At 71.4% G+C, this 23,528-nt stretch carries 20 protein-coding genes and 1 pseudogene; 10 read left to right on the forward strand and 11 right to left on the reverse strand.

Translation table 11 applies throughout. The features are described 5' to 3' along the window. Nucleotides 1-78: 78 nt before the first annotated feature. The 4 genes from ACZ4SF_RS09005 (at nt 79) to ACZ4SF_RS09020 (ending at nt 6,591) form a co-directional block, all read left to right on the forward strand. A complete protein-coding gene (locus ACZ4SF_RS09005) occupies nt 79-1,044 on the forward strand; it encodes an isopenicillin N synthase family dioxygenase (protein ID WP_468380203.1) in 966 nt (321 codons plus the stop codon). 401 nt (nt 1,045-1,445) lie between these two features. After that, complete coding sequence (locus ACZ4SF_RS09010; protein WP_468380206.1) at nt 1,446-2,861, forward strand: condensation domain-containing protein; 1,416 nt, start codon at nt 1,446-1,448, stop codon at nt 2,859-2,861. 71 nt (nt 2,862-2,932) lie between these two features. Continuing rightward, complete coding sequence (locus ACZ4SF_RS09015; protein WP_468380209.1) at nt 2,933-5,035, forward strand: hypothetical protein; 2,103 nt, start codon at nt 2,933-2,935, stop codon at nt 5,033-5,035. Next, complete coding sequence (locus ACZ4SF_RS09020) at nt 5,035-6,591, forward strand: hypothetical protein (RefSeq protein ID WP_468380211.1); 1,557 nt, start codon at nt 5,035-5,037, stop codon at nt 6,589-6,591. Before ACZ4SF_RS09015 ends, ACZ4SF_RS09020 begins: the two co-directional genes overlap by 1 nt. Here ACZ4SF_RS09020 and ACZ4SF_RS09025 read toward each other — a convergent pair. From ACZ4SF_RS09025 to hemL, 8 genes are all read right to left on the reverse strand, one after another. Then, nucleotides 6,588-7,076 (reverse strand): SRPBCC domain-containing protein, encoded by a 489-nt coding sequence (locus ACZ4SF_RS09025; protein ID WP_468380214.1) that lies wholly within the window; start codon nt 7,074-7,076, stop codon nt 6,588-6,590. The two genes, ACZ4SF_RS09020 and ACZ4SF_RS09025, sit on opposite strands and share 4 nt — an antisense overlap. Before the next feature lie 62 nt (nt 7,077-7,138). Beyond that, on the reverse strand, nt 7,139-8,245 hold the full coding sequence (gene ccsB / locus ACZ4SF_RS09030) for a c-type cytochrome biogenesis protein CcsB (protein ID WP_468380217.1): 1,107 nt from the start codon (nt 8,243-8,245) through the stop codon (nt 7,139-7,141). Then, entirely contained in the window at nt 8,242-9,948 is a 1,707-nt protein-coding gene (gene resB / locus ACZ4SF_RS09035; protein ID WP_468380219.1) for a cytochrome c biogenesis protein ResB, read from the reverse strand. The genes ccsB and resB overlap by 4 nt, the downstream gene beginning before the upstream one ends. Nucleotides 9,949-9,951: 3 nt before the next feature. Then, nucleotides 9,952-10,731: a cytochrome c biogenesis CcdA family protein gene (locus ACZ4SF_RS09040; protein WP_468380221.1), complete on the reverse strand. Its 780-nt coding sequence runs from the start codon at nt 10,729-10,731 to the stop codon at nt 9,952-9,954. 1 nt (nt 10,732) lies between these two features. Further along, the gene (locus ACZ4SF_RS09045; protein ID WP_468380223.1) at nt 10,733-11,323 is read right to left on the reverse strand and encodes a TlpA family protein disulfide reductase; all 591 of its coding nucleotides are present in this window, start codon (nt 11,321-11,323) and stop codon (nt 10,733-10,735) included. Nucleotides 11,324-11,432: 109 nt separating this feature from the next. Further along, nucleotides 11,433-12,725: a polysaccharide deacetylase family protein gene (locus tag ACZ4SF_RS09050; RefSeq protein WP_468380226.1), complete on the reverse strand. Its 1,293-nt coding sequence runs from the start codon at nt 12,723-12,725 to the stop codon at nt 11,433-11,435. A gap of 152 nt (nt 12,726-12,877) precedes the next feature. Next, on the reverse strand, nt 12,878-13,573 hold the full coding sequence (locus ACZ4SF_RS09055) for a histidine phosphatase family protein (protein ID WP_468380229.1): 696 nt from the start codon (nt 13,571-13,573) through the stop codon (nt 12,878-12,880). Then, a complete protein-coding gene (gene hemL / locus ACZ4SF_RS09060; RefSeq protein ID WP_468380231.1) occupies nt 13,570-14,889 on the reverse strand; it encodes a glutamate-1-semialdehyde 2,1-aminomutase in 1,320 nt (439 codons plus the stop codon). Before hemL ends, ACZ4SF_RS09055 begins: the two co-directional genes overlap by 4 nt. 604 nt (nt 14,890-15,493) lie before the next feature. Here hemL and ACZ4SF_RS09065 point away from each other — a divergent pair. The 3 genes and pseudogenes from ACZ4SF_RS09065 (at nt 15,494) to ACZ4SF_RS09075 (ending at nt 17,349) form a co-directional block, all read left to right on the forward strand. After that, the gene (locus ACZ4SF_RS09065) at nt 15,494-15,931 is read left to right on the forward strand and encodes a hypothetical protein (protein ID WP_003974483.1); all 438 of its coding nucleotides are present in this window, start codon (nt 15,494-15,496) and stop codon (nt 15,929-15,931) included. Nucleotides 15,932-16,106: 175 nt separating this feature from the next. Beyond that, nucleotides 16,107-16,418: pseudogene (locus ACZ4SF_RS09070) on the forward strand (nitroreductase family protein); the annotation flags it as partial. Nucleotides 16,419-16,455: 37 nt separating this feature from the next. Further along, nucleotides 16,456-17,349, forward strand: a complete 894-nt coding sequence (locus tag ACZ4SF_RS09075; RefSeq protein ID WP_468380234.1) for a phosphorothioated DNA-binding restriction endonuclease — start codon at nt 16,456-16,458, stop codon at nt 17,347-17,349. A 111-nt stretch (nt 17,350-17,460) separates the two neighbouring features. On the opposite strand, the gene ACZ4SF_RS09080 is transcribed toward ACZ4SF_RS09075, so the two are convergent. Beyond that, the gene (locus ACZ4SF_RS09080) at nt 17,461-19,041 is read right to left on the reverse strand and encodes an MFS transporter (protein WP_468380236.1); all 1,581 of its coding nucleotides are present in this window, start codon (nt 19,039-19,041) and stop codon (nt 17,461-17,463) included. A 171-nt stretch (nt 19,042-19,212) separates the two neighbouring features. Between ACZ4SF_RS09080 and ACZ4SF_RS09085 the strand changes: the two genes are divergently transcribed. Both ACZ4SF_RS09085 and ACZ4SF_RS09090 read left to right on the forward strand, forming a co-directional pair. After that, nucleotides 19,213-19,704 (forward strand): winged helix-turn-helix transcriptional regulator, encoded by a 492-nt coding sequence (locus tag ACZ4SF_RS09085; protein ID WP_468380237.1) that lies wholly within the window; start codon nt 19,213-19,215, stop codon nt 19,702-19,704. Between the two features lie 134 nt (nt 19,705-19,838). Next, complete coding sequence (locus ACZ4SF_RS09090; protein ID WP_468380460.1) at nt 19,839-20,333, forward strand: PaaI family thioesterase; 495 nt, start codon at nt 19,839-19,841, stop codon at nt 20,331-20,333. A 187-nt stretch (nt 20,334-20,520) separates the two neighbouring features. Here the strand turns inward: ACZ4SF_RS09090 and ACZ4SF_RS09095 are convergent, their stop codons facing one another. Together ACZ4SF_RS09095 and ACZ4SF_RS09100 are read right to left on the reverse strand one after the other, a co-directional pair. After that, the gene (locus tag ACZ4SF_RS09095; protein ID WP_468380463.1) at nt 20,521-21,165 is read right to left on the reverse strand and encodes an NAD(P)-dependent oxidoreductase; all 645 of its coding nucleotides are present in this window, start codon (nt 21,163-21,165) and stop codon (nt 20,521-20,523) included. 301 nt (nt 21,166-21,466) lie between these two features. Continuing rightward, nucleotides 21,467-22,432, reverse strand: a complete 966-nt coding sequence (locus ACZ4SF_RS09100) for an EamA family transporter (RefSeq protein ID WP_468380240.1) — start codon at nt 22,430-22,432, stop codon at nt 21,467-21,469. 79 nt (nt 22,433-22,511) lie between these two features. Here ACZ4SF_RS09100 and ACZ4SF_RS09105 point away from each other — a divergent pair, with 79 nt between their 5' ends. Next, nucleotides 22,512-23,402: a LysR family transcriptional regulator gene (locus ACZ4SF_RS09105; protein ID WP_468380242.1), complete on the forward strand. Its 891-nt coding sequence runs from the start codon at nt 22,512-22,514 to the stop codon at nt 23,400-23,402. Nucleotides 23,403-23,528 lie beyond the last annotated feature (126 nt).

Consider the following 23,528-nt stretch of genomic DNA (forward strand, 5'->3'; position numbering starts at 1 on the left):
TGCGGGACCGAGAACCCGGATCGGCCCGCCCGGCCGAGCACGGAACCGAGAACCCGGATCTCTGGAACGAGGACTTCGGTGAGTGATTCACGCATTCCGGCCATCGATCTGCGGCTCTGGACCAAGGGGGACGCGCCGGCCCGCGCCGCCCTGGCCCGTACCGTCGACGAGGCCCTGCAGACCGCGGGCTTCCTGCTGGTCACCGGGCACGGGGTGGAGCCCGGGCTGCGCGCCGGGATCCGGTCGGCCGCACGGGAGTTCTTCCTGCTGCCCACCGAGGTCAAGCAGCGGTACGAGGTGAAGGTCGGCGGACGCGGCTGGCTCGGGCGGGGCGCCGAGGCCAACGGGTACGCGGAGGGCACCGAGACCCCGCCGGATCTGAAGGAGTCGCTCACCTTCGCGACCGACGAGCCGTTCGAGGACCCGGTCGTGAACTCCGAGTGGTACGCGCCCAACGTGTGGCCCGCCGAGGTGCCGGCGCTGCGCGGGCTGTGCGAGGAGTACCTGGACCGGATGGCCGCGCTGGAGAAGGAGCTGCTGTCCCTGCTGGGCTACGCGCTCGGCCTGGAACCCGACTTCTTCTCGCGGCACATGGACCACCCGACGTACGGCTTCAACATCAACTGGTATCCGGGCACGGAGGTCGTCGGCGAGCCGGAGCCCGGGCAGTTCCGGATCGGTCCGCACACCGACTTCGGGACCGTCACCGTCCTCGACCGGCAGGCCGGCAAGGGTGGCCTGCAGGTCTACACGGACGAGGGCGGGTGGGAGGACGCGCCGTACGACCCGGCCGCCTTCACGATCAACGTGGGCGACCTGCTGTCCCGTTGGACCGGGGCCCGGTGGCGGTCGGGGCGGCACCGGGTGCTGCCGCCTCCGTCGGACGCGCCCGCCGAGGAGCTGATGTCCCTCGTCTACTTCGGCGAGTGCACCCCGGGCACGCTGGTGGAGTCCGTACCGGCGCCGGTGGGCCGGGTTGCGTACCCGCCCGTCGACTCGCACGTGTACCTCCGCGAGAAGCTCGACTCGATCACCGTGGACTGACCACCCGCACGCCCACCCGCCACCGCGGGCTGACCGCGTCCCCTCCGGACCGTCCCCTTGACCGACCGCGCCCGCTCCGGATCACCTCTGAACCGACCACGCCCCTCCTCCGGAGCGTCACCCTGCGCCGGCCGCGCCCCCCTCCGGAGCGTCACCCTGCGCCGGCCGCGCCCCCCTCCGGAGCATCACCCTGCGCCGGCCGTCTGCACTCCGGCTCGTCACCGTCGGCGCAGCCCAGGCCAGGCCCGGGCACCCGCCGTCAATGCCGGTTGTCCGCTTCCGCGTTCGGTCTACCGCCCGTTCCGGTGAAATGGACCGGACGGGCACATCCCGCCGGCCTCCCGCGTCATTGCCTTGAAGGGGGCCCGCATCCAGGGGCCCCCTTCTGCGATCGGAGACGCGTGCGAATCACTGACATCCAGCGCTGCGAGGTCCGGCCGGGACGGCTCGTCGAGTGGACGTTGAGTCCGGCGACCGTCGCGGCGGCGACGGCACTCCCGGAGGACTCCCGGCCCCCCGCCTACATCCAGGAGTCGCACATCAGGACCGCCAAGTGCGTGCGGGACGACGGGCTGTTCGTGCCGACCTGGCTCGGCACCGCGTTCGACCTGCCCGGCCCGGTCGACCTGGATGTGCTGCAGGAGGCGCTGCGGGCCTGGACGGTGCGCCACGAGACGCTGCGCAGCGGCTTCCGCTGGGCGGGCGGCGAGGGCGACGAGCTGCGCCGGTTCACGCTCGACGCGGCCGACGTGTCCCTGCGCAGGGAGGTGACCGGCGACTTCCCCGACGCCGACCGGCTGGTCCAGCACCTGCAAAATCGCTTCGACACCGTCGCGGACGCGCTGCGCTGGCCGAACCTCATCTACACGGCGGTCGTCCGGGACGACGGCGTCAGCGTCTACATGGCCTTCGACCACAGCAACGTCGACGCCTACTCGGTGCACCGGATCCCGGCGGAGATCATCGAGCTGTACGCGGCCGGGGCCGCGGGCGGCACACCCGAGGCGGCGGCGCCGGCCGCCAGCTACGTCGACTTCTGCGAGATCGAGCGGGCGGACGCGGACCGTCTCGACGGCGGCCACCAGATCGTCGCGCGCTGGCGGGAGTTCATCCGCCGCTGCGACGGGACGCTGCCCAGCTTCCCCGTGGACCTCGGCCTGGATCCGGACGGCCCGCTGCCGCGCCAGCAGATGCTGTGCGAACCGCTGGCCGACGCGGACGCGGCGGCGGCGTTCGAGGCGTACTGCAGGCCCTACGGGGGCAGCATGGTCGGGCTGCTGGCCGCGACCGGGCTCACCGTGCACGAACTCGGCGGGCAGCCGGTGTACCGGACGGTGGTGCCGTTCCACACCCGGGTGAAGTCACGGTGGAGCGACTCGGTGGGCTGGTACGTGGGCGGCGCCCCGATCGAGGTGCCGGTGGGCCGTACCCGCGGCTTCCCGGAGACCCTGCGCACGGTCCGTGCCGAGCTGCAGGCGAACCGGTCGCTGGCCCGGATGCCGCTGGCCCGGGTGCTGGCCCTGCTCGGCGCGGACTTCCGGCCGACCTCCCCGGACCTGTACTCGATCGTCTCCTACCTCGACACCCGCGCCATCCCGGGCGCCGAGCGGTGGGCCGAGCAGCGCGCCCACGGCCTGATCCGGGTGTCGTACGGCGACCAGGTGTGCGTGTGGGTGAACCGGCTGCACGAGGGGCTGTGGCTGGCGAGCCGCTACCCGGACACGGACGTGGCGGCGAAGAACATGCGGCTGTACGTCGAGCGGCTGCGCGACCGGATCGCCTGGGTGGCCCACGCCGGCCTCGCGGCGGTTTCGTGACACAACGGTCACCACCAACCCTGGTCCGGAGCAACTTCCCCTTCTTACACTGCTGTTGAGGGGGAGATGCGGTGCACAGACGGTTGCACGGGCGGGGAGCACTGTTCGACGTCGATCCGGCCGGCCTCGCGCCGAGACTGGTGGGCCTGCGCCCGCACCAGCACCGCGCACATCCGTACGAGCATCCGGACGAACCGCCGTTCGTGGTGCTCACCGGAGCGCGCGGGCTCGGCAAGAGCGCGGTTCTCGACGAGCTGCGGGACGCCTACCGGGGCCATACGCCGGTCGCGCTGGTCGACTGCGCGGAGGCCCAGTTCCGGGCGCCGCCCGCGGACCGGCCCGCCGCCTCCTGGTCGCCGCTCGGACAGGCGCTGCTGGTGATCGCCGAGCAGCTCGCCGCGCCGGTGACCGGCGCCGGGCGGATCACCTTCCCGCGGCTGATGCCGGGCCTGGTCGCGGTGGCCGCGGGCGGCTGGGGCGACGCCGACTCGGAGCGGATCCGCCGGGAGGTCGAGCGGATTCTGCTGCTGAACGAGAGCGGCTCGTGGATCAGCGGGCTGGCCGGGCGCTGGGCCGGGAAGGTGGCGGCCAAGGTGGTCGCCGCGGCCACCGGCACCGGGCCGCTGGTGTCGGGCGCCGTCGAGGCGACCCTGGAGGCCGTCGCCGAGGGGTTCTCCAGCCGCCGGCACCAGAAGGCGTCCGTGTGGTACCGGACGTATCCGAACGCGGGCGGCAACGCCCAGCGCGGGCTGATCCTGCTGTCCCAGCACTTCCGGGACGGCGGCAGCTCCCGGGAGCACGCCGAGCGGTATCTGGTGCGGGCCCTGCTGGCCGACCTGACCGAGGCGTACGCGGGGGTGCTGCCACGGATGCAGCGGCTGGGCCGGCCGCTGGTGCTGCTGGACAACGCGCAGGCCGCGCCGGGTACGGGGCTGCTGGCGGCCGTGCTGCGGGACCGCGCCGAGGGCATCACGGACCGGGTGGCGTTCGTCGCGGCCCGGCGTGGCGACGGCCGCGAGGAACTGCCGGCCGCGGCGCGGCGGGAGCTGGCGGAGGTGGCCCGGCGCTGCGACTGGGTGCCGGAGGCGGCGCCCTCCTCACGGGCGCTGCTGCTCGCGCTGGCGCCGCTGAGCCCGGACGACACCCTGCACATCGTCGGCGCGGTCTGCGCGGACACCGCCGTCCCGCCGCAGCTGCCGCCCGCCACCCACCGGTTGACCGGCGGGAACCCGCTCGGCGTCGTACTGCTCGCCGAGTCGGCCGCGCAGGCCCTGCCCGAGGTGTCCTCGCTCGGCGAACTCCTCACGGCCCGCTTACGGCCCGCCGAGGACCGGCCCGCCGTGGCCGCCTACGAGGCACTGCTGGACCGGCTGGTGCCGGCCGAGCACCTGGAGGAGCTGACCGTGCTGGCCGCCGCCCACGACCACGGCTCGGCCTGCGCGGTGGCCGCGGCACTGCTGCCGGACACCTTCGGCCCGGCGAGCGTCCGGGCACTGCAGACTCTGCTCGCCGAGGAGGGGCTGCCCGGCGTGCCGGGCCGGTTCGTCGGCGACCCGTTCGTGCGCACCCTGCTGCTGCTCCGGCTGCACCTGCGGGATGCCGACCACGCGTCCTGGCGCACCGCGCACGAGACGCTGATCGCCCACTACCCCGACGCCGGGCACGCCCGGTACCGGCTGCACCACGAACTGGCCCTCGGGGACACCGGGGCCGCGGTCGCCCATCTGTGCGACACCTTCCCCACCGCGGATCCCCGGGCCTGGCTGCGCACTCTGCGCTTCATCGCCTCCGCGCCCTATTTCCACGCGCACGACGCCGAGGGCCGCGACTTCACCGGACGCGGCGACCGGCGGGCCGCGGTCGCACTCGGCCGCACGGACGCCGAACACGCCGTACCGGACGGCGCGGACGCCGTGCTGCACCTGCGGATACGGCGGCTGCTGCACGCGGTGTGGCTGCTCGCGGACCCGCTGGTGCTGCCCGACCCGCAGGTGTGCGACCGCCTCCGCTTCGAGCTGGAGCAGCTGTCCAACCTGCGGCCGGCGGGCAACGCGCTGCTGTGGCGGGCCTCCCGGGACTGGCCGGCGACCGCGCTGGCCGGACGGCCCATGGACGGCCCCGAGGACGGCGACGACGGCGCCGGCAGCCCGGACGACGACAGAGGGGAGGCGTGATGGCGCGCAGGGGTGCGGGCACGTGGATACGCGAGGGTGTGTGGGAGATCCCGCTGCGCCGCTACACGGCTCTGCTGGTGGTCGCGGGTCTGGTGGCCGGCCTGGTGTTCGCGGCCCGGGCCCTGCTGGACGAGGACCGGTCCTGTGCGCCCGGTGTGGCCCGGCCGGAGGGCAGCGACGAGTGCGTGGGCGTGTCGACCGGGCCGTACGACTTCGGGCAGGCGCAGCTGCGGGACGTCGTCCGGGCCGTCGGCCGGGAGAACGACCGCCTCGAACCCGGCAGTTATGTGTCCGTGGCGCTGATGCTGCCGTACACCTCCACGTCACCGACCAGCCTCAACGACATCCGGCACCAGCTGCAGGGCGCCTACCTCGCTCAGTACCAGGCCAATCACGACTCCAACGGGGAACGCCCGCAGATCCGGCTCGTGCTGGCCAACCCGGGGGCGACCGGCGCGCACTGGCAGCGGACGGTCGACCAGCTGGCCGTGATGACGAAGGGCGCGGACCGGCTGCGGGCGGTCGCCGGCATCGGGCAGAGCACCGACGCCAACAAGCGGGCCGTCAAGGCGCTGACCCGGCAGGGCATTCCGGTGATCGGCTCCTCCATCACCGCCGACGACCTCGCGAACGGGCAGGGGGGCAAGGACCCCTACCCGGGGCTGGCCCGGGTGGCGCCGACCAACACCGACGAGGCCCGGGCGCTGGCCTCCTTCGCCAAGGTGGGCGCGGGCAAGGCACTGCTGGTGTACGACAAGCCCGGCGACCCGTACACCCGGACCCTCCAGCAGTCGTTCGCGGCGCTGATCAAGGGCTCGCCGTACGAGCCGCAGCCGTTCACCCCGCCCGCCGACCGCAGCGAGGAGGGCACGACCGCGAACACCTTCCGGCAGATCACGCACCTGGTGTGCGACACCTCCCGGGAGACGGACACGATCCTGTTCGCGGGCCGGCACACCCAGCTGCGGCAGTTCATCAACGCGCTGGGCGGACGCGGCTGCCAGGACCGGAGGTTCACGGTGCTGACCGGTGACGAGGCCTCGTACCTGACCCACGAGAAGGACCTGGACCGCAGCGCGCTGCGGCACCGCCTCTCCGTGCGCTACACCTCGCTCGCCCACCCGGACGCGTGGACGGAGAACCCGGCACGGTCGGGAGGCTCGACGGCCGACTTCACGGCACTGCGGCAGCTGCTGACGGCCGCGGCCCGGGAGCCGGTGGGCCCGGTCGGCTCGGCCGCCCTGGACGACGGACAGCTGATCATCGGCTACGACACCCTGCGGCTCGCGGTGCACGGCATCCGTGAGGCGGCGCCGGCCGGCCGGACCGTCCCGGCGCTCACGGACGTCGGCCTCCAGTGGCCGCAGGTCAAGGGGTCGCTGCGGGTCGACGGGGCGAGCGGCTGGATCTGCCTGGACGTGCACGGCAACCCGTACGACAAGGCGGTGCCGATCGTGGAGCTGACGGCCGGCGGCGGCTCGCGTTTCGTCCGGATCGCCTGGCCGGAGGGGAAGCCGCCGGGGAAGGCGTGCCTGCCGCCGTCGCCGGGGTCCTAGGTGAGCTGTCCGGGGAGGGGTTCGGAAGGCTCGGAAGGCGCTGCGGGCGCCGCGGGCTGCGTGGGCTCCGGTCGGGGGAGGCCGTGACCGGACTCCATGATTTCGATCAGCCGCTCGAAGCGGGCCCGCCAGCCCTGCTCGGACGCCGCCTCGCCCTGGAACTCGTGCGTGAACCGGAGTGCGCTGCCCTGGTCCTCCTCGCGCTCCAGATGGAAGCGGATCCGGCCGCCGTCCCCGACCGTGTACTCCGCGACCCGGTCCACGTCCCACGCGGTGACGTGACCGCTGCCCACGTCACGCAGGGTGACCGCGCCGCCGAGCCGGGGCTCCAGCACGTCGGCCGGGGTGAACCAGCTCCCGAGCCCCTCGGGCGTGGCCAGCGCGGGCCAGACGTCCTCCATGTGCCGCGGGAGCCGCACCACGAAGTGGAGGATGTGCGTGTTCCCGTGGGTCTGGCTGATGCCCTGCGCGATGGAACCGCTCATGACACCAGCCTGACCCCTGGGCCGGGGTTGTGCACGTGGCACGGACCCCGGCCCGGCCGGTGTCAGACGCCCGCGTAGGAGTGCTTGCCGCTCACGAAGATGTTGACGCCGTAGTAGTTGAACAGCCAGCAGCCGAAGGCGATCAGCGCCAGGTAGGCGGCCTTGCGGCCCTTCCAGCCGGCCGTGGCCCGGGCGTGCAGGTAGCAGGCGTAGGCGATCCAGGTGATGAAGGACCAGGTCTCCTTGGGGTCCCAGTTCCAGTACCGGCCCCAGGCGTCGCCCGCCCAGATCGCGCCCGCGATGATCGTGAACGTCCACAGCGGGAAGACGGCCGCGTTGACCCGGTAGGCGAACTTGTCCAGGGACGCGGAGGCGGGCAGCCGCTCCAGCACCGAGGACGCGAACTTTCCGGGCCTGCCGCCGGTCTGCAGCTTGTTCTCGTACGAGTCCTTGAACAGGTACAGGATCGTGGCGACCGCGCCGACGTAGAACACCGCGCCGCAGAAGATGGCGGTGGAGACGTGGATGTACAGCCAGTACGAGTGCAGGGCGGGCACCAGCTGGTCGCTGGCCGTGTACAGGACCGTGACCGCGAGGCCGAGGTCGAGCAGGACCGTGGTGATCAGGAACAGACCGAGCCAGCGCACGTTCCTCTTCAGCGCGAGCAGCCCGAGGTACACGCCGACGGCGACCGTCGAGAAGGTGATGTTGAACTCGTACATGTTGCCCCACGGCGCCCGCTCCACGGAGGCCGCGCGGGCGACGACACCGCCCAGCTCCACCAGGAACGCGAGCGCGGTGAGGGAGACGGCGATCCGGCCGTAGAGGTCGCCCTGCACGTCGCCGCCGTGCGCGCCGGGCCCGTCCGGCACGTCGCGTGCGCCGGACGCCGAGCGGACGACGACCTTGGGCCGCTCCAGCAGGGCGGTGCCGCCGGCCTGCTTCACCGTGACGGTGGGGCCGGCCGCCTTCTGCTGCTGCCCGGCGCCGGCGGTGAGCGCGGCGGCCGTACGGGCGACCTTGCTGCGGCTGCCGAAGAGCCACTCGGCGATGTAGGCGAAGAAGGCCAGGGTGTAGACGGCCATCGACGAGTAGATCAGCGTGTTGCTGATGCTCGCGAGGTTTTCGTTGGTCGCGGCGGCGAGATCGGTTGCGGCGGCGAGAGTCACTTCTCAGCCCCTTCGGCAGGTACGACTTGGGGGTCGGGGGTGGGTGAAGGATCGTCGTCGGGGTCGGGAGCCCCCGGCGCCTGGTCGTACAGGACTGCGGCGAGGTCGCCCAGTTCATCGGGCACCTTCGCGGACTCGCTGCGGCCGAGCCCGGCCATCTCGACGACCGTGACGCCGTCGTCGCCGCGCACGGCCCGCACCCAGACGCGGCGCCGCTGGATGAACAGGGACGCGGCCAGACCGAAGATCGCGGCGAGGGCACCGCCGAGCGCCCAGCCGCCGCCCGGCTCCTGGACGATCTCGAAGCCGGCCCACTCCTTGACGTCCTTCTCGAAGGTGATGGACCCGGCGCCGTCCGGCAGCTTCAGGGTGTCGCCCGGCTGGAGCAGCTTCTTCAGCAGCCGGCCCTTGCCGTCCTTGAACGCCTTCATGTGCTTCTTGTCGAGCTGGTACACGCTCTGCGCGCCCGCGTTCACGCCCAGGTCGCCGTGGTAGGCGTTCACCGCGAGCAGCGGGTTCACCAGCGCCGGGTACTGCGAGAGCATCGTGCCGCTCTTGGGGTCGAAGGTCGGCACGAAGAAGGCCTGGAAGCCGAGCTGGTCCTTCTTGCCCCGGCCGTCGCGGTAGTCGTCCATCACCTTGATCACGCCGTTGGAGGTGATGTTGCCGTCGAGCGGCAGCAGCGGAACGGCGTCCCGGTAGACGACCTTGCCCCGGCCGTCGCGGACGGTGACGACGGGCGCGTAGCCGTGGCTGACCAGGTAGACCTTCGCGTCGCCGATCTTCAGCGGCTCGTTGACCTTGACGGTGGTCGGCTTCTCCTTGCCGTAGGCGCCCTCGCTGTAGCGGATCCTCGCCTCGAAGGTGCGCGGGGTGCCCTTGTTCGGGCCGCTGACCTCGTAGGTGGCCCTGAAGTCCTTGAGGTCGAAGCTGAACGGGATCAGGTCGTCGGTGCGGAACAGGCTGCCGGACTTGATGTCGTCGTACATCGGCAGCGCGTTCGAGAAGCCGTCGCCCTCCACCATCAGCTTGGTGCCGTCCGACTTGTACAGCTGGCCGGAGGCGAAGGCGACCAGCAGCACGATCAGGGCGATGTGGAAGACCAGGTTGCCCAGCTCGCGCAGATAGCCCTTCTCGGCGGCGACGGCGTCCCCGGCGACATGGACGCGGAAGCGGCGCTTCTTCAGCAGCGCGAGCGCGGCCTCGCGGACCTGGTCCGGATCGGCCTGCGTGCGCCACGTCGTGTAGGCGGGCAGCCGGGTCAGCCGCTTGGGCGCGCCCGGCGGACGGCCGCGCAGCTGGCCGACGAACTGCCAGGTGCGCGGGACGATGCAGCCGATGAGGGAGACGAACAGCAGGATGTAGATCGCGGAGAACCACACCGAGCTGTAGACGTGGAACAGGCCGAGCTTGTCGTAGACCGGCGCGAGCGTGCCGTGGGTCCTGCGGAATTCCTCGACCTTGGTGGCGTCGGTCCCGGTCTGCGGGATCAGCGAGCCGGGGATGGCTCCGAGCGAGAGCAGCAGGAGCAGCAGCAGCGCGATCCGCATGGAGGTCAGCTGCCGCCAGAACCAGCGGACCCAGCCGATGACGCCGAGTCCGGGCAGGCTCGTCAGTTCCTCCTGCGGCGCGGTGGACAGCTGGGAGCCGGCCGCCCCCAGGTCCTCCTGGTCCCGGCTCTGGCCGGTGTCGGTCTTGCTCATCGGTCAGATCCCTACATCGAAGCCGTCGGACCAGGTCTGCATCTGCTGGATCAGAGCACCCCAGGCGCCGGTCAGCAGCAGCACACCGGTCAGGATCATCATCGAGCCGCCGATGCGCATCACCCAGACATAGTGGCGCTTGACCCATGCGAAGGCACCGAGCGCCTTGCGGAAGGCGATCGCGGTGAGGATGAACGGGACGCCGAGACCCAGACAGTAGACGACCATCAGCAAGGAGCCGCGCGCGGCGCTCGACTCGTTGATGGACAGGATGTTCACCGAGGAGAGCGTCGGGCCCATGCAGGGCGTCCAGCCGACACCGAAGAGTGCACCGAGGACGGGCGCCCCCAGGAGGCCGCCCGTCGGCCGCTTGTGGAAGCGGAACTCGCGCATGGTGAACCAGGGCAGCAGCCCCATGAAGAACACGCCCATGACGATCATGAGCAGGCCGAGCACCTTGGACAGGACGCCCTGGTACTCGATCAGGTTGGAGCCGAAGTAGCCGAACAGCGCCCCGGTGGAGATGAACACGGCGCTGAAGCCGAGCACGAAGAGGGAGGCGCCGGCGGCCATCCGCCCCCGTCTGGCCTCGGCCAGGTCGGTGCCCGCGACGCCCGTCACATAGGAGAGGTAGCCGGGGACCAGCGGCAGCACGCAAGGCGAGAAGAAGGAGACGAGCCCGGCGAGCAGGGCGACCGGCAGCGCGACCAGCAGGGCCCCGTGCATGACCGTCTGGTTGCGCCCGGACCCCGCTTCCGCGGCCAGCGTCAGCAGTGCGCTCACGTCACTTCTCCGCGAGGACCGGCTTGAGCATCTTCACCAGGGTCGCGTCGTCGAGCGCCTCCAGGGCACGCGCGGCGACCTTGCCCTTCCGGTCGACGATGAGCGTCGAGGGAATGAGCTGCGGGTTGAGGGTGCCCTTCTTGAAGCGGAGCATCAGCTTGCCCGTGGGGTCGTACAGGCTCGGGTACTCGACCTCGTGCTCCTTCTCGAAGGCGAGGGCGGGGGTGGTGCTGGTGTCCCGGGTGTTGATGCCGACGAACTGCACGCCCTTGTCCGCGTACTGCTTGGAGACCTTGGCGAAGTACTGCGCCTCCTCCCGGCACGGTCCGCACCAGGAGCCCCAGACGTTGAGGACGACGACCTTGCCCTTGTAGTCGGCGATGTCGAGGCTCTTGCCGTCGAGGGTCTTGCCGGACAGGTCCGGGGCCGCGGCACGCTTGCCGGCCGGGACGGTGTCGATGCCGTTGTTGCCGGTGACGAAGTTGGTGTCGCCACCGCCACCGGAGATGCCGCCCTTTCCGCACGCGGACAGGGTGAGGGCCGCGGCGGCGGCCACAGCGGTGAGCAGGACGGCGCGGCTACGGGTACTCATGTGAAAAGTTTCGCATGTCCGTTCCGGCGATCTCTCGCACCCCCCTGCCGGGCGGAAAACCCCTTTTCAGGGCGTATTTACACGGGACATTCCGGACAACAAGCCCGGCTCAGGCGGCGTCGGAGGAGGCCGACTTGCTGCCCCGCAGGAACTCCTTCCAGCCACCGGCGGGCTTCTGGCCCACCTCCAGCGTGCGCAGCTTGGCGAGCACCTCGGGCTTCTGCACGTCCATCCACTCCACGAACTGCCGGAAGGAGACCAGCCGCACATCGGCGCCCTTCTCCTTCTCGCGCGCGATGTGCTTGAAGGCCTCCTCGACGGAGTCCATGTAGATGCCGCCGTTCCACTGCTCGAAGTGGTTGCCGACGAAGAACGGGGCCCGATTGGTCTCGTATGCCCGCTTGAATCCCTGGATGTACGCCTGCGCGGACTGCTTGCGCCAGCCCGGGTAGTTGTAGGCGGGCGCCTTGGTGGAGTTCACGGACTGGTTGGCGAGCATGTTGTAGTCCATGGACAGCACCTCGAAGGACCGCCCGGGGAAAGGTATCTGCTGCAACGGCAGGTCCCAGATGCCCAGCTTCTTCACCGGCCACGTCTGACGGCCGCCCGGCGAGGAGGCGTCGTAGCGCCAGCCCAGCTTCTTGGCCGTGGGCAGCAGGTTGCCCTGGCCGAGCAGACAGGGCGTACGGCCGCCGACCAGCTCCTTGTCGTAGTCGAACGGCAGCGACGGCAGGTCCGTCCAGCCGGTGTTGGTCCGCCACTCCTTCACGAACGCCTTGGCCTGCCGGATCTCGCTCTCCCACTGCTGCGGGGTCCAGTTGCCGACCGTGCCGGTGCCGGCGCAGAAGTGCCCGTTGAAGTGGGTGCCGATCTCGTGCCCCTCCAGCCAGGCCCGGCGCACGTTCTTCAGCGTGGCCTTGACGTGCTCGTCGGTGAGGTAGCCGATGTCGGAGGCGCCGCGCGGATTGTTCGGGGGCTCGTACAGCCGCTTCTTCGACTCGGGCAGCAGGTACAGCCCCGAGAGGAAGAAGGTCATGCTCGCCCCGTGGTCCTTGGCGAGGTCCAGGAAGCGCGGGAAGAGACCGTTGCCGACCTCACCGGCGCCGTCCCAGGAGAAGACCACGAACTGCGGCGGGGTCTGCCCCGGCTCCAGCGGCTCGGGCTTGGCCGGCTGGTGCGGCTGCCTGCCGGTGAAGGAGGTCGAGCCGTCACCGATGGGCCGCGCCGGATGCGCACTGCTCCCGCTCCCGGGCCCGGGGCGGCCCTGACCGGAACCGTTCGGGTGCCGCTTGCCGTCCGAGGACGTGAGGCTCCCGCAGCCGGCGAGCGAGGCGGCGGCCGCCGCGCCCGCACCGAGGCCGAGTGCTCCCCGGCGGGAGAGGGTCCGGGAGAAGGTGCGCATGGAAATCCCCGATCGTCGCTGCCTGCTGGTCACCCAGACAGAGGGCGCGACGAACGGGGAGGTTCCGATGATTCTTATGTTTTTCGCAAGGTTTCCGGCAAAAACACCCTAAGTCACATCAAACGGACTGACAGGTACGGGTGTTGGGCCGGTCAGGCGCCGAAGGCCTTCCCCTGGGCCGTGCCCTTGCCCTTCTGGGGCTTGGCACCGGCGCGCAGATGAACCGGGACGAGGTCGATGGCGGGCTCGCTGTAGCCCACGGACACGATTCTGTCGCCCTGATATGTGAAAGTCGTCAGGGACGCGAGCGTGCACTGCCGTTTGCGCGGGTCGTGCCACAGCCGCCGCCGCTCGACGTACGACCGCACGATCCAGATCGGCAGCTGATGGCTCACCAGCACCGCCTCGTGCCCGCGCGCCTGGTCCTTCGCCGCGTTCAGCGCGCCCATCATCCGCACGACCTGGTCGACGTACGGCTCACCCCAGGACGGCCTGAACGGGTTGACGAGGTGCTTCCAGTTCTCCGGCTTGCGCAGCGCGCCGTCACCGACGCCGAAGGTCTTGCCCTGGAAGACGTTGTCGGCCTCGATCAGCCGCTCGTCGGTGTCGAGATCCAGTCCGTGCGCCTTGGCGATCGGCGTCGCGGTCTCCTGCGCCCGCTCCAGCGGCGAGGCACAGACATGGGTCACGTCCCGCGAGGCGAGGTGCTCGGCGACCCGGTCGGCCATCTGCCGGCCCAGCTCGGACAGGTGGTAGCCGGACAGCCGCCCGTACAGGATCCCGTCCGGGTTCTCGACCTCACCGTGCCGCATGAGGTGGACGACGGTGATGTCCTTGGTGTCGCTCATTCTGCCGTGGCCTCCGCAGCCGCACGGGCCGCCGCCGGAAGGGCGTCGGCGATCTTCTGGATGGCCCGCTCGTCGTGGGCCGTGGACACGAACCAGGACTCGAAGGACGACGGCGGCAGATAGACGCCGTTCGCCAGCAGCGAGTGGAAGAACGCGGTGAAGCGGTACGACTCCTGCCGCTTGGCGTCCTCGTAGTCGCGCACCTGCCGGTCCGTGAAGAAGACGGAGAACATGTTGGAGGCCGTCTGCAGCCGGTGCGCCACGCCCTCCTTGCTCAGCGCCTCGGTGACGAGACCCTGGATCTGCTTCGAGACGGCGTCGACGGTGTCGTACGCGGCGTCGTCGAGCAGTCGCAGCTGGGCGAGACCGGCGGCGGTGGCGACGGGGTTACCGGAGAGGGTGCCGGCCTGGTACACGGGCCCGGCGGGAGCGAGGTGGGCCATGACGTCGGCGCGACCGCCGAACGCGGCGGCCGGGAACCCGCCGCCCATGACCTTGCCGAAGGTCATGAGGTCGGGCTTGACGCCGTCCACGCCGTACCACCCGGCGCGGCTGGTGCGGAAGCCGGTCATCACCTCGTCGGAGATGAACAGCGCGCCGTTCTTCTGGCAGGCGTCCTTCAGCCCCTGGTTGAACCCGGGGGCCGGCGGCACGACGCCCATGTTGCCCGGCGAGGCCTCGGTGATCACACACGCGATCTCGCCCGGGTGCCGGTGGAAGGCCTCCTGCACGGCCTCCAGGTCGTTGTACGGCAGCACGATCGTGTCGCCGGCCTGCGCACCGGTGACACCGGGCGTGTCGGGCAGCGCGAAGGTGGCGACGCCGCTGCCGGCCGCGGCGAGCAGCGAGTCGACGTGCCCGTGGTAGCAGCCGGCGAACTTGATCACCTTGGACCGCCGGGTGAACCCACGGGCGAGCCGGATCGCGGACATGGTCGCCTCGGTCCCGCTGCTGACGAGCCGGACCTGCTCGACGGGCTCGACGCGGGCGACGATCTCCTCGGCCAGCGCCACCTCGCCCTCACCGGGCGTGCCGAAGGACGTACCGCGGGCGACGGCCTCCTGCACGGCGGCGATGACCTCGGGGTGGGAGTGCCCGAGGATCATGGGACCCCAGGAGCACACGAGGTCGACGTATTCGCGCCCGTCGGCGTCGGTGAGGTAGGCGCCCTTGCCCGACACCATGAACCGGGGGGTGCCGCCGACGGCGCGGAAGGCGCGCACCGGGGAGTTCACACCGCCCGGGGTGACGGCGGAGGCGCGGTCGAAGAGCGCCTGTGAGACGGGCGCGTCGTAGGGATATGGCGTTTCGCTCATGGCACTCATGACGTGCGACTTCTCCGGCTTCTCGGACTCCGGTTGCGGGGTGACCTCCTCAGGGTAGGCCGCGCCCCGGCCGGACCGCGGGCGACCTCGAGATCAAAGCGTCGCCACCCGGCAGGCATCTGCGAGACTGAGAGCTGATACACAAAGCTCCTGCGCACGTAATCATCAGGAGCCGGATGATCAGAGGCCGGAAAGATCCCCGTGGACTGTTGTTCCACCGCACGTTTCGGAGGGCGGCCGTGGGGGAGGTCACTGACACGATGATCGGGTTGCGCGGCGGGGGCCACGCGTCCTAGAAAAGCAGTCGGGTGGAGATATGCATCGCGGTGGCGGACTGGGCGAGGGGACTGATGACCTGGGTCCTCGACGTGCCCGGCGGGGAAGGCACCGGCGCGAAGCGGAGGAATCGACCGAGGCACGTCAGGAAGCACGACAGTCCGAGGGACGTCAGTCCGACGGGCGCCAGAATGACGGACGCCAGTCCGACGGGCGCCAGAGTGACGGACGCCAGAGCGACGGACGCCAAAGTGACGCACGCGAGGTGCAGGGGCTACGCGCCGACCGCCTCCGGGCGGGGAGCAGGAATGGTGGTCGGGTGGGGGTGACGTACAAATACTTCGGCGCGCCGGACGGCGCGACCGCGGCCCGCGTTCCCATCTCGATGCGGCCCGAGGAACTCGGCGGCGACGAACTGGGCATGAACGGCATGTTCACCAAGATCAAGCCGGAGACGATGGCCGCGATGGTCCTGACCGGCATCGAAGGCGTCCCCCTGCACAAGGTCCCGCCCCTCGAACTGGTCGTCCTGCACCCCGACTATGCGGTCGTGAAACTCCCCATGACGGTCGTCGACCCCTTGCGCGGCATCGGCGAGGAGGCCGTGGGCGCGGCGGCCTTCATCTGGTCCACGGTCCCGGACCGGGGCGGGCCGCGAGACGCGTTCAACGTGTACCAGCTGCTGCACGAGTGGCAGGACTTCAGCCATCGGTTGCACGAGGCGGGGCATCAGCCTTATTGCCTTGTTTGGCCCTGATCTGGGGTTTTGATGGGTTCGGGCGGGGTTTTCGGAACCTCGCCCTTTCAGTGCCGTAGAGGGGCCGTCAGGCAGCCAGGGCACATTGGGGTCACGCCGGCGGCCAGGGCGGCCGGTGGTTTCGACGCCCGGTGTCTCCGCGGACCGCGTGAAGGCTCGGCGCATGCGTCGCTGGGCCGCCGCCGCGAACTGGGACTGCTTCGGGGTACCCGCCGCCCTGTTCTGCTACATCGACCGCGACATGCGCCGGCCTCAATGGTCCGACGTCGGCATGTCTCTGCAGACCGTCATGCTGCTGCTGCGTGCCGAAGGCCTGCACAGCTGCCCGCAGATGGCCTGGGCGAAGTTTCACCGGACCGTCGCGGAGGTCCTGTCGCCCCCGGACGAACTCGTCCTCTTCTGCGGCATGTCGATCGGGTTCGAGGACGTCACGGCCGATGACGCCCGTACTGGCCGGGCACCGCTCGGCGAGACGGTCGCCTTCGTCGGGGACCAGGTGGCCGCGCGGTCTACGATCGGCCGCCATGGACTGGGTGGAGCGGACCGCGAAGCTGAGGCAGTGGACCAGGAGCGGGACCCGGGCTCCGCACAAGCCGCTGCTGCTCCTGTACGCCCTCGGCCGGTTCCAGGAGGACGCGGAGGGCGGACTGCGGTACACCGCGGTGGAGCGGGACCTGCAACTGCTGCTGACCGAGTACGGTCCTCCGAACAGGACGACGCCCGCCTATCCCTTCCATCACCTGGTCAGCGACGGCGTGTGGGAGGTGCGGACCGACCGCGGGCCCGGCAGCCCCGGAACCGGGGTGCGGGACCTCCGGGAGACGGGCGCCACCGGGCGGCTCGCGCCGGACCTGAGAGCGGCCCTGCGGCGCGAGCCGCACCTGCTCGGCAGGATCGCGCGATTGCTGCTCGACCTGCACTTCCCGCCCTCCCTCCATGGCGAACTGTGCGAAGCCGTCGGCCTGGAGCTGGAGCCGGCGCAGACCGAGCGGCTCACGGCGGTACGCAGGCAGCGGGACCCACGGATGCGGGAGCTGGTACTGACCGCCTACGAGTACCGGTGCGCCTTCTGCGGGTACGACGGCAGGATCGGCGCGGTGCCGGTCGGGCTGGAGGCCGCCCACGTGCGCTGGTGGGCGTTCGGCGGCCCCGACGAGATCGAGAACGGGCTGTGCCTGTGCTCCCTGCACCACAGGCTCTTCGACAAGGGCGTCCTCGGAGTGGGGGACGGTCACCGCATCCTGGTCTCACAGCGCTTCGTCGGCCACAGCCCCGCCGCCCGCGAGCACGTCATAGCCCTCGCGGGCCGTCTGCTCGTCGGCCCGCAGCCCGGTGCACAGCGTGTCGCTGCCGCGCACCGCGACTGGCACGCCCGCCAGGTCTTCCACGGCGAGCCGCGCCCTGCCACGGCGGCCTGACCACCGTCGCCCACCAGCCTGAGCCCCCACCCCGGCAGCCTGACCACCTCTGCCCCATCGGCCGCCGCGCAGCGCGCCCGCGGTCTCGGTGTCGCTCCCGGTAACCGCGCGTCAGGTCGTCGTGGCGGTGTGGTGCGGCCGGTTGTGTATGAGCAGGGCCGAGGCGAGGGCCGCGCACAGGAACACGGCGGCGATGACGGTCATACCGGCGTGGACGCCGGAGGTGAAGGCGTCGCCCACCGCGGCGGTCACGCTCTGCGGGGCCGCTCGGTGGCCGGCACTGCCGGTGGAGACGGCGTGCTCCACGGCGGGCCAGGCTGCCCGGGGCACGTGGTGGGCATCGAGCCGGGACGGCAGTTCGGACTGAAGCCGGCTGGCGAGGAGTGCGCCGAGGAGGGAGGAGCCGGTGACGGCTCCGATCTGGCGGAAGGCGTTGACGGCTCCGGAGGCCATGCCGGCGCGTTCGTGGGAGACGCTGACCAGGGCGGCAGCGGTGCTCGGCGCGGCCACCATCCCGCTCGCGGCTCCGAAGAGCACGTACAGCCACCACACCCGGGCATAGGGGGTGGTCGGGTCCAGCGTGGTGAATCCGGCCGTGGCGGCGGCGCCGACGAGGAAGCCCAGGGTCAGCGGGAGTTTGAAGCCGGTGCGGCGGATCACGCGTCCGGTCGCGTAGGCGACGACGACGTAGACGCCGAAGAAGGCCAGCAGCCGCCACCCCACGTCCAGGGCGGACAGTTGCTGGACACGCTCGTAGAAGAGCACCGACAGGATGGCCACCCCGGTGAAGCCGAACAGGGAAACGGCCCCGACGAACATGACGGCGCTGAACGACGCCGACCGGAACAGGGTCATGTCCAGCATGGGCGCGCGGGCGGCGCGCTCGACGAGGACGAAACCGGTCAGGGCCGCGGCGGCGACGACCCAGGCGGTGAGGATGCGGGGGCTGGTGTAGCCGTCGTGTCCGCCTTCGATGAGGGCGTAGACGAGGGCGGCGATGCCCAGGACGGCCAGGACCTGACCGGGGATGTCGAGCTTGCCGCCGGGGCTGCGCGATTCGGCGACGAAGACGGCGGCGGCCATGGTGATCACGGCGAGGACGGCGGTCGACAGGAAGACCGTGTTCCAGTGGAAGTGGTCCAGCAGTACGCCCGCGATCAGCGGGCCGGCGGCCAGTCCGATGCCGGAGGAGGCCGCCCAGGCGGTGACGACCTCGGTGCGCCGGTGGGGGTCGGGGAAAGCGGCACCCAGGACGGCCAGGCTGTTCGGCAGGATGAGCGCGCCTCCGACGCCGGAGACGAGCTGGCCGGCGATGACGCCTCCCGCCGAACCCGCGGAGTAGACGGTGAGCGACCCGACGACCATGACCGCGCATCCGACGAGGAAGGTGCGCTTACGGCCGTAGAGATTGCCGATGGTGCCCGCGGACATCACCAGGCTGGCCACGAGCAGGGTGTACGCGGAGGGGATCCAGACGACGCCGGTCGGGGAGACGTGCAGGTCGTCCTGGATGGCCGACAGCGCCGACACCGATGCCGTGACCAGCAGAAACGTCGTCATGGCGCCGAGGCACATGGCGACGAGCGTGAGGGCGGCGGCGGAACGGGTGGGCGTGCGCGGGGAGAGCCGGTCGCCGGATTGCGCGTCGGCCGTCTCGAGCCGGTTCAGGGCGGGGGAAGGAGTGGAAGGCATCGTGTCCTCGTCTCAGCCGGGCTGCGGGTGGAGGGCGGCGACGCCATCGGTGAGGTCGGCCTGCGAGTTGTCCCTCGTGATGCACACACCCAGCTGACTAACGTTTGCATAAGTTAGCTATGACGTTATAGGCTGACTACGCAGGAAGCAAGTCAGGTGGAGGGCCGAGGGATGAACGATCTGCTGAGCGAGCGGGACGCCTGGTCCATGGCCAACTGCTCCATCGCCCGGACCCTGGAGATCGTCGGCAACCGGACGGCGCTGCTGATCATGCGCGAGGCGTTCTTCGGCACGCGCCGGTTCGACGACTTCGCCAAGCGCGTGGGCGTCGGCGAACCCGCGGCCTCGGCACGCCTGAAGGAGCTGACCGCCGCCGGCCTCCTGGAGCGCGTCCCCTATCAGGAGCCCGGCCAGCGGACCCGGTACGCCTATCGGCTGACCGAGAAGGGGCGGGACTTCCTGCCCGTCATCGCGGCGCTGCGGCAGTGGGGCGACACCTGGGCCGCGGACGAACAGGGGCCTCCCGTGGTCGTACGCCACAAGGGTTGCGGTGCCGCGGTGCACGCGGTGCTCCGCTGCGAAGAGGGCCACGACGTCCAGCCCGGGGGGTCGGTCGCCGATGCCGGCCCTGGACTCATTCGCGTCGGCCCGGACACTCCCTGAACCCGACGGCGGCGGGAACCACCCATCGCCGACCGGCACACCACACCCACACACGCCCGCCGAGGAGCTGCCGCATGTCCGGAACACCGGAGAAGTCCCTGAACACCGACGCGATCGGCCAGAAGGGAGCGGACATACACAGGTCACGTGTGATCGGCTGGGAAGACCCCGCCCTTACCGCCGACGCCGTCCCTCACCACAGCGGCCTCGAGTTCCTCCGCGAGATCATTGCCGGGCGCCTGCCCGCCGCACCGATCGCCGCCACCCTGGGGTTCACCCTGGAGGAGGCCGAACACGGCCGGGCGGTCTTCGTACTGGAGCCGGGCGAGGAGCACTACAACCCGATCGGCAGCGTCCACGGCGGCGTCTACGCCACGCTCCTCGACTCGGCGGCGGGCTGCGCGGTGCAGTCCGTGCTGCCGCGGGGCATGGGTTACACCTCGATCGACCTGACCTTGAAATTCCTGCGCCCGATCACCGTCGACACCGGCAAGGTCCGCGCCATCGGCACCGTCCTCAACAGTGGCCGCCGCACCGCCCTCGCCCAGGCGGAACTCCGCGACTCCGACGACCGGCTGCTGGCCCACGCCACCAGCAGCTGCATGCTCTTCCCGGTCCCGGCCCCCTGACCATCGTGCGCGTACGGGGTTTCGAGGACCCCGGCGGCAGCCGGTCCGCTCGATCGGTGCCGGTAGATCGGTGCTGGCGCGCCGCTGACGGCAGCCGGTCCGCTCGATCGGTGCCGGCGGCCGCTGTCGGCACCGAGTCCGCTCGATCGGTGCCGTGCCCGCTGACGGCACCCGGTCCGGCGGTCCGTCACCGTCCCGCGTGGACGACCGTGATGTGGCGTTGCCGTCCCGGGCTCTCCAGCTCGTCGAGCACGGCCACCGCCAGGTCCTCCGCACTGATCCACGACCGGCCGTCGGGGGCGGTGAGCAGGGTGTCCGTGCCGCGGTGGTAGCGGCCGGTGCGGGGGCCGGGTTCGAGGAGGGCCGGAGGGCTCAGGTAGGTCCAGTCGGCGTGGGTGTGGGCCCGGCACGTTCCGAGTTGCGCGACTCCCGCGGCGGCGAGCGACCGCCACTCCGGCGGTACGTGGGCGGGATTGGCGGCCACCAGCAGGTCCGGGTCGTCGGGGCTGCGCAGTGCGCCGGCTCCGCCCACCACCAGGACACGGATGCCGAGTCGTGCGGCGGAGTCCAGGACGGTCCGGGTCACGCCGACCAGGAATTCCTCGTCCGCCGGGTCCGTCCGCACGGCCAGGACGACTGCGTTCGCGTCCGAGGACACCAGTGCCTTGTGCACGGCGTCCGGGTCGCTCGCGTCGAGCGGGACCGGCGTCACGTCCGGCTGCTCGCTCGCCGGCCTGCGGGACAGGGCCAGCACCCGGTGTCCGCGGACAGCGGCCTCGGTGATGACGCGGCTGCCGACCATTCCGGTGGCGCCGAGCACCGCGATCGTCATGTTCATCGGTTCGTCGTTCCCCTCGTTCTGTCGCTCTGACGTGCTGACGTGCTGACGTTCGGATATTCCGGCGTCCTGACGTTCGGACGATCTGGCGCCCTGGCGTTCTGGCGTCCTGACGTTCGGCTGAGCTTGCGTTCTGGCGTCCCGGCCTCCCGGCGTCCCGGCGTTCTGGCGTCCCGGCGTCCCGGCGTCCCGGCGTCCCGGCGTTCTGGCGTCCCGGCGTTCTGGCGTTCTGTATGTGTCGTCTCGTCGTGCGCGTCGCCATCAAGTCGGCGTGCTCTCGCGTCCGCGCCTGTTTTCACGTCTCGGCGTGTTCTCTCGCCGCGGCTTGCCCTCCCGTCGTGCGCATCGCCCTCGGGGCGGACCGCCGTCGCCTCGGCGGGTCCAGCTGTGCGGCCAGCATCGCCGCCAGCGCCAGGACGAAGCCGCACGTCTGGGGCAGGCTCAGGGACTCTCCCATGGCCGTGCCGATGACCGTGGCGACCAGGGGAGAGAGAAGTACCAGGGGGGCGGATGCGCCGACCGGGAGCTTGCCTATGCCGCGGAACCAGAGGGTGTACGCGATCAGGCCGCCCATGCTGCCCAGCCACAGGTAGCCGCCGGCCGCTCCGGCATCGATCCGCCCCGGCACCCCCTCGATCGCCAGGGTCAGCGGCAGCAGGAGCAGTCCGCCGGCCGCGAGCTGCCAGGCGGCCATGGTGAGAGGGCCGGCTCCCGTGGGCCGGCCCCAGCGCTTGGTGAGGACGACACCGGCGGCCATGGCGGCCGTACCGCCGAGGCCGGCGAGTACGCCGACGGCGTCCAGGCGGGCCTGCGGGCCGAGGACCACGAGTCCGACGCCGGCCACACCGAGCACGGCCCAGGCCCAGCGCCAGGCGGTCGGCCGGTCGTGGAGCACCGCGATGGCCAGGCCGGCGACCAGCAGCGGCTGGGTGGCGCCGAGGGTGGCCGCGACACCGCCGGGGAGTCGTTCGGCGGCCAGGAACAGCAGCGGGAACAGGGTTCCGATGTTGAGCGCGCCGAGGACGAGGGTCTTCCACCACCAGTCCCCGCGCGGGAGTACGCGGGTGAGCGCCAGGCCGGCCAGCCCGGCGGGCAGGGCGCGCATGAAGCCGGCGAACAACGGGTGCCCGGCGGGAAGGAGTTCGGTGGTGACGGCGTACGTCGTGCCCCAGGAGGCGGGGGCGAGGGCGGTCACGGCGACGACGGCCGCACGGTGGGCGGACGGGGCCCGCGGCGGGGTGAGTGCGGGTGGGGCAGGCATGAGGCAAGTCTTGACCGGAGCGTTCATGAAACCAACGCATGCTTGTCATCGCAGCCATGAATGAGGACGATGGACGATCGTGGATCTCCAGCAGATGCGGTACGTCGTCGCGGTCGCCGAAACCCGTAACTTCACCCGCGCCGCCGAGCGCTGTTCCGTGGTGCAGTCGTCGCTCAGTCACCGGATCGCCGGTCTGGAGCGGGAGTTGGGGGTGCGGCTGTTCGCGCGGTCCAGCCGCCGGGTCGAACTGACCAGTGCGGGCGAGGCGTTCGTGGCGCGGGCGCGCGAGTGCCTGGCCGCCGCCGACCTCGCGGTGGCCGACGCCGCCGCCGCGACGGGCGTGGTACGGGGCCGGCTTGCCGTCGGGGTGATCGTGACCACGGCCGCCGTGGACGTACCGGAGTTGTTGCAGCGCTACCGGGCACGGCACCCGGAGGTCCGCGTCATGCTCCGCTCCGGGCGCAGTGACGAGCTGGCGGCGGCGATCCGGGACGGCGACCTGGACATCGCCTTTCTCGGGCTGCCGGAGAGCGAGCGGCCCTCCGGTGTGGAGAGCGTGGTGCTGGACCACGACGAGCATGTGCTGGTCGTCGCGGCCGGGCACCGGCTCGCCGGGGCCTCCCGGGTCACGCTGGGGGAGATCGCCGAGGAGACGTTCGTGGACTTCGTGGCCGGGACGCCTGCCCGGGCCCAGTCGGACCAGGCTTTCGCCGCGGCCGGGCTGGCCCGGGACGTCGCGTACGAGGCCGGTGTGGTCGAGCTGATCACCCGGCTGATCATGCGCGGCCTCGGCATCGCGCTGCTGCCGTCGGCGTTCGTCCGGCCGCTGGCCGCCGAGGAGCCGGGGCTGGCGCTGGTCCCGGTGACCGACGGGCCGCACCGCATCGAGTATCTGGCGTGGAGCCGCTTCAATCCCAGCCCGGCCACCCGGGCCATGCTCGACGTCCTCGGGGTTCGGTCGCGGGGGTAGTCGCCGGGTGTCGGTGGGCGTCCAGTGCCGGCAGGCCCGGTTCGACGGTGGCCGTCGTCCCGGCCAGGAGGCGCAGGGCCGCGTCGGACGGGCTGCCGAACCGTCACGCCGACTGGACCCGAACCG

The sequence above is a fragment of the Streptomyces sp. NPDC027663 genome, assembly GCF_055566415.1.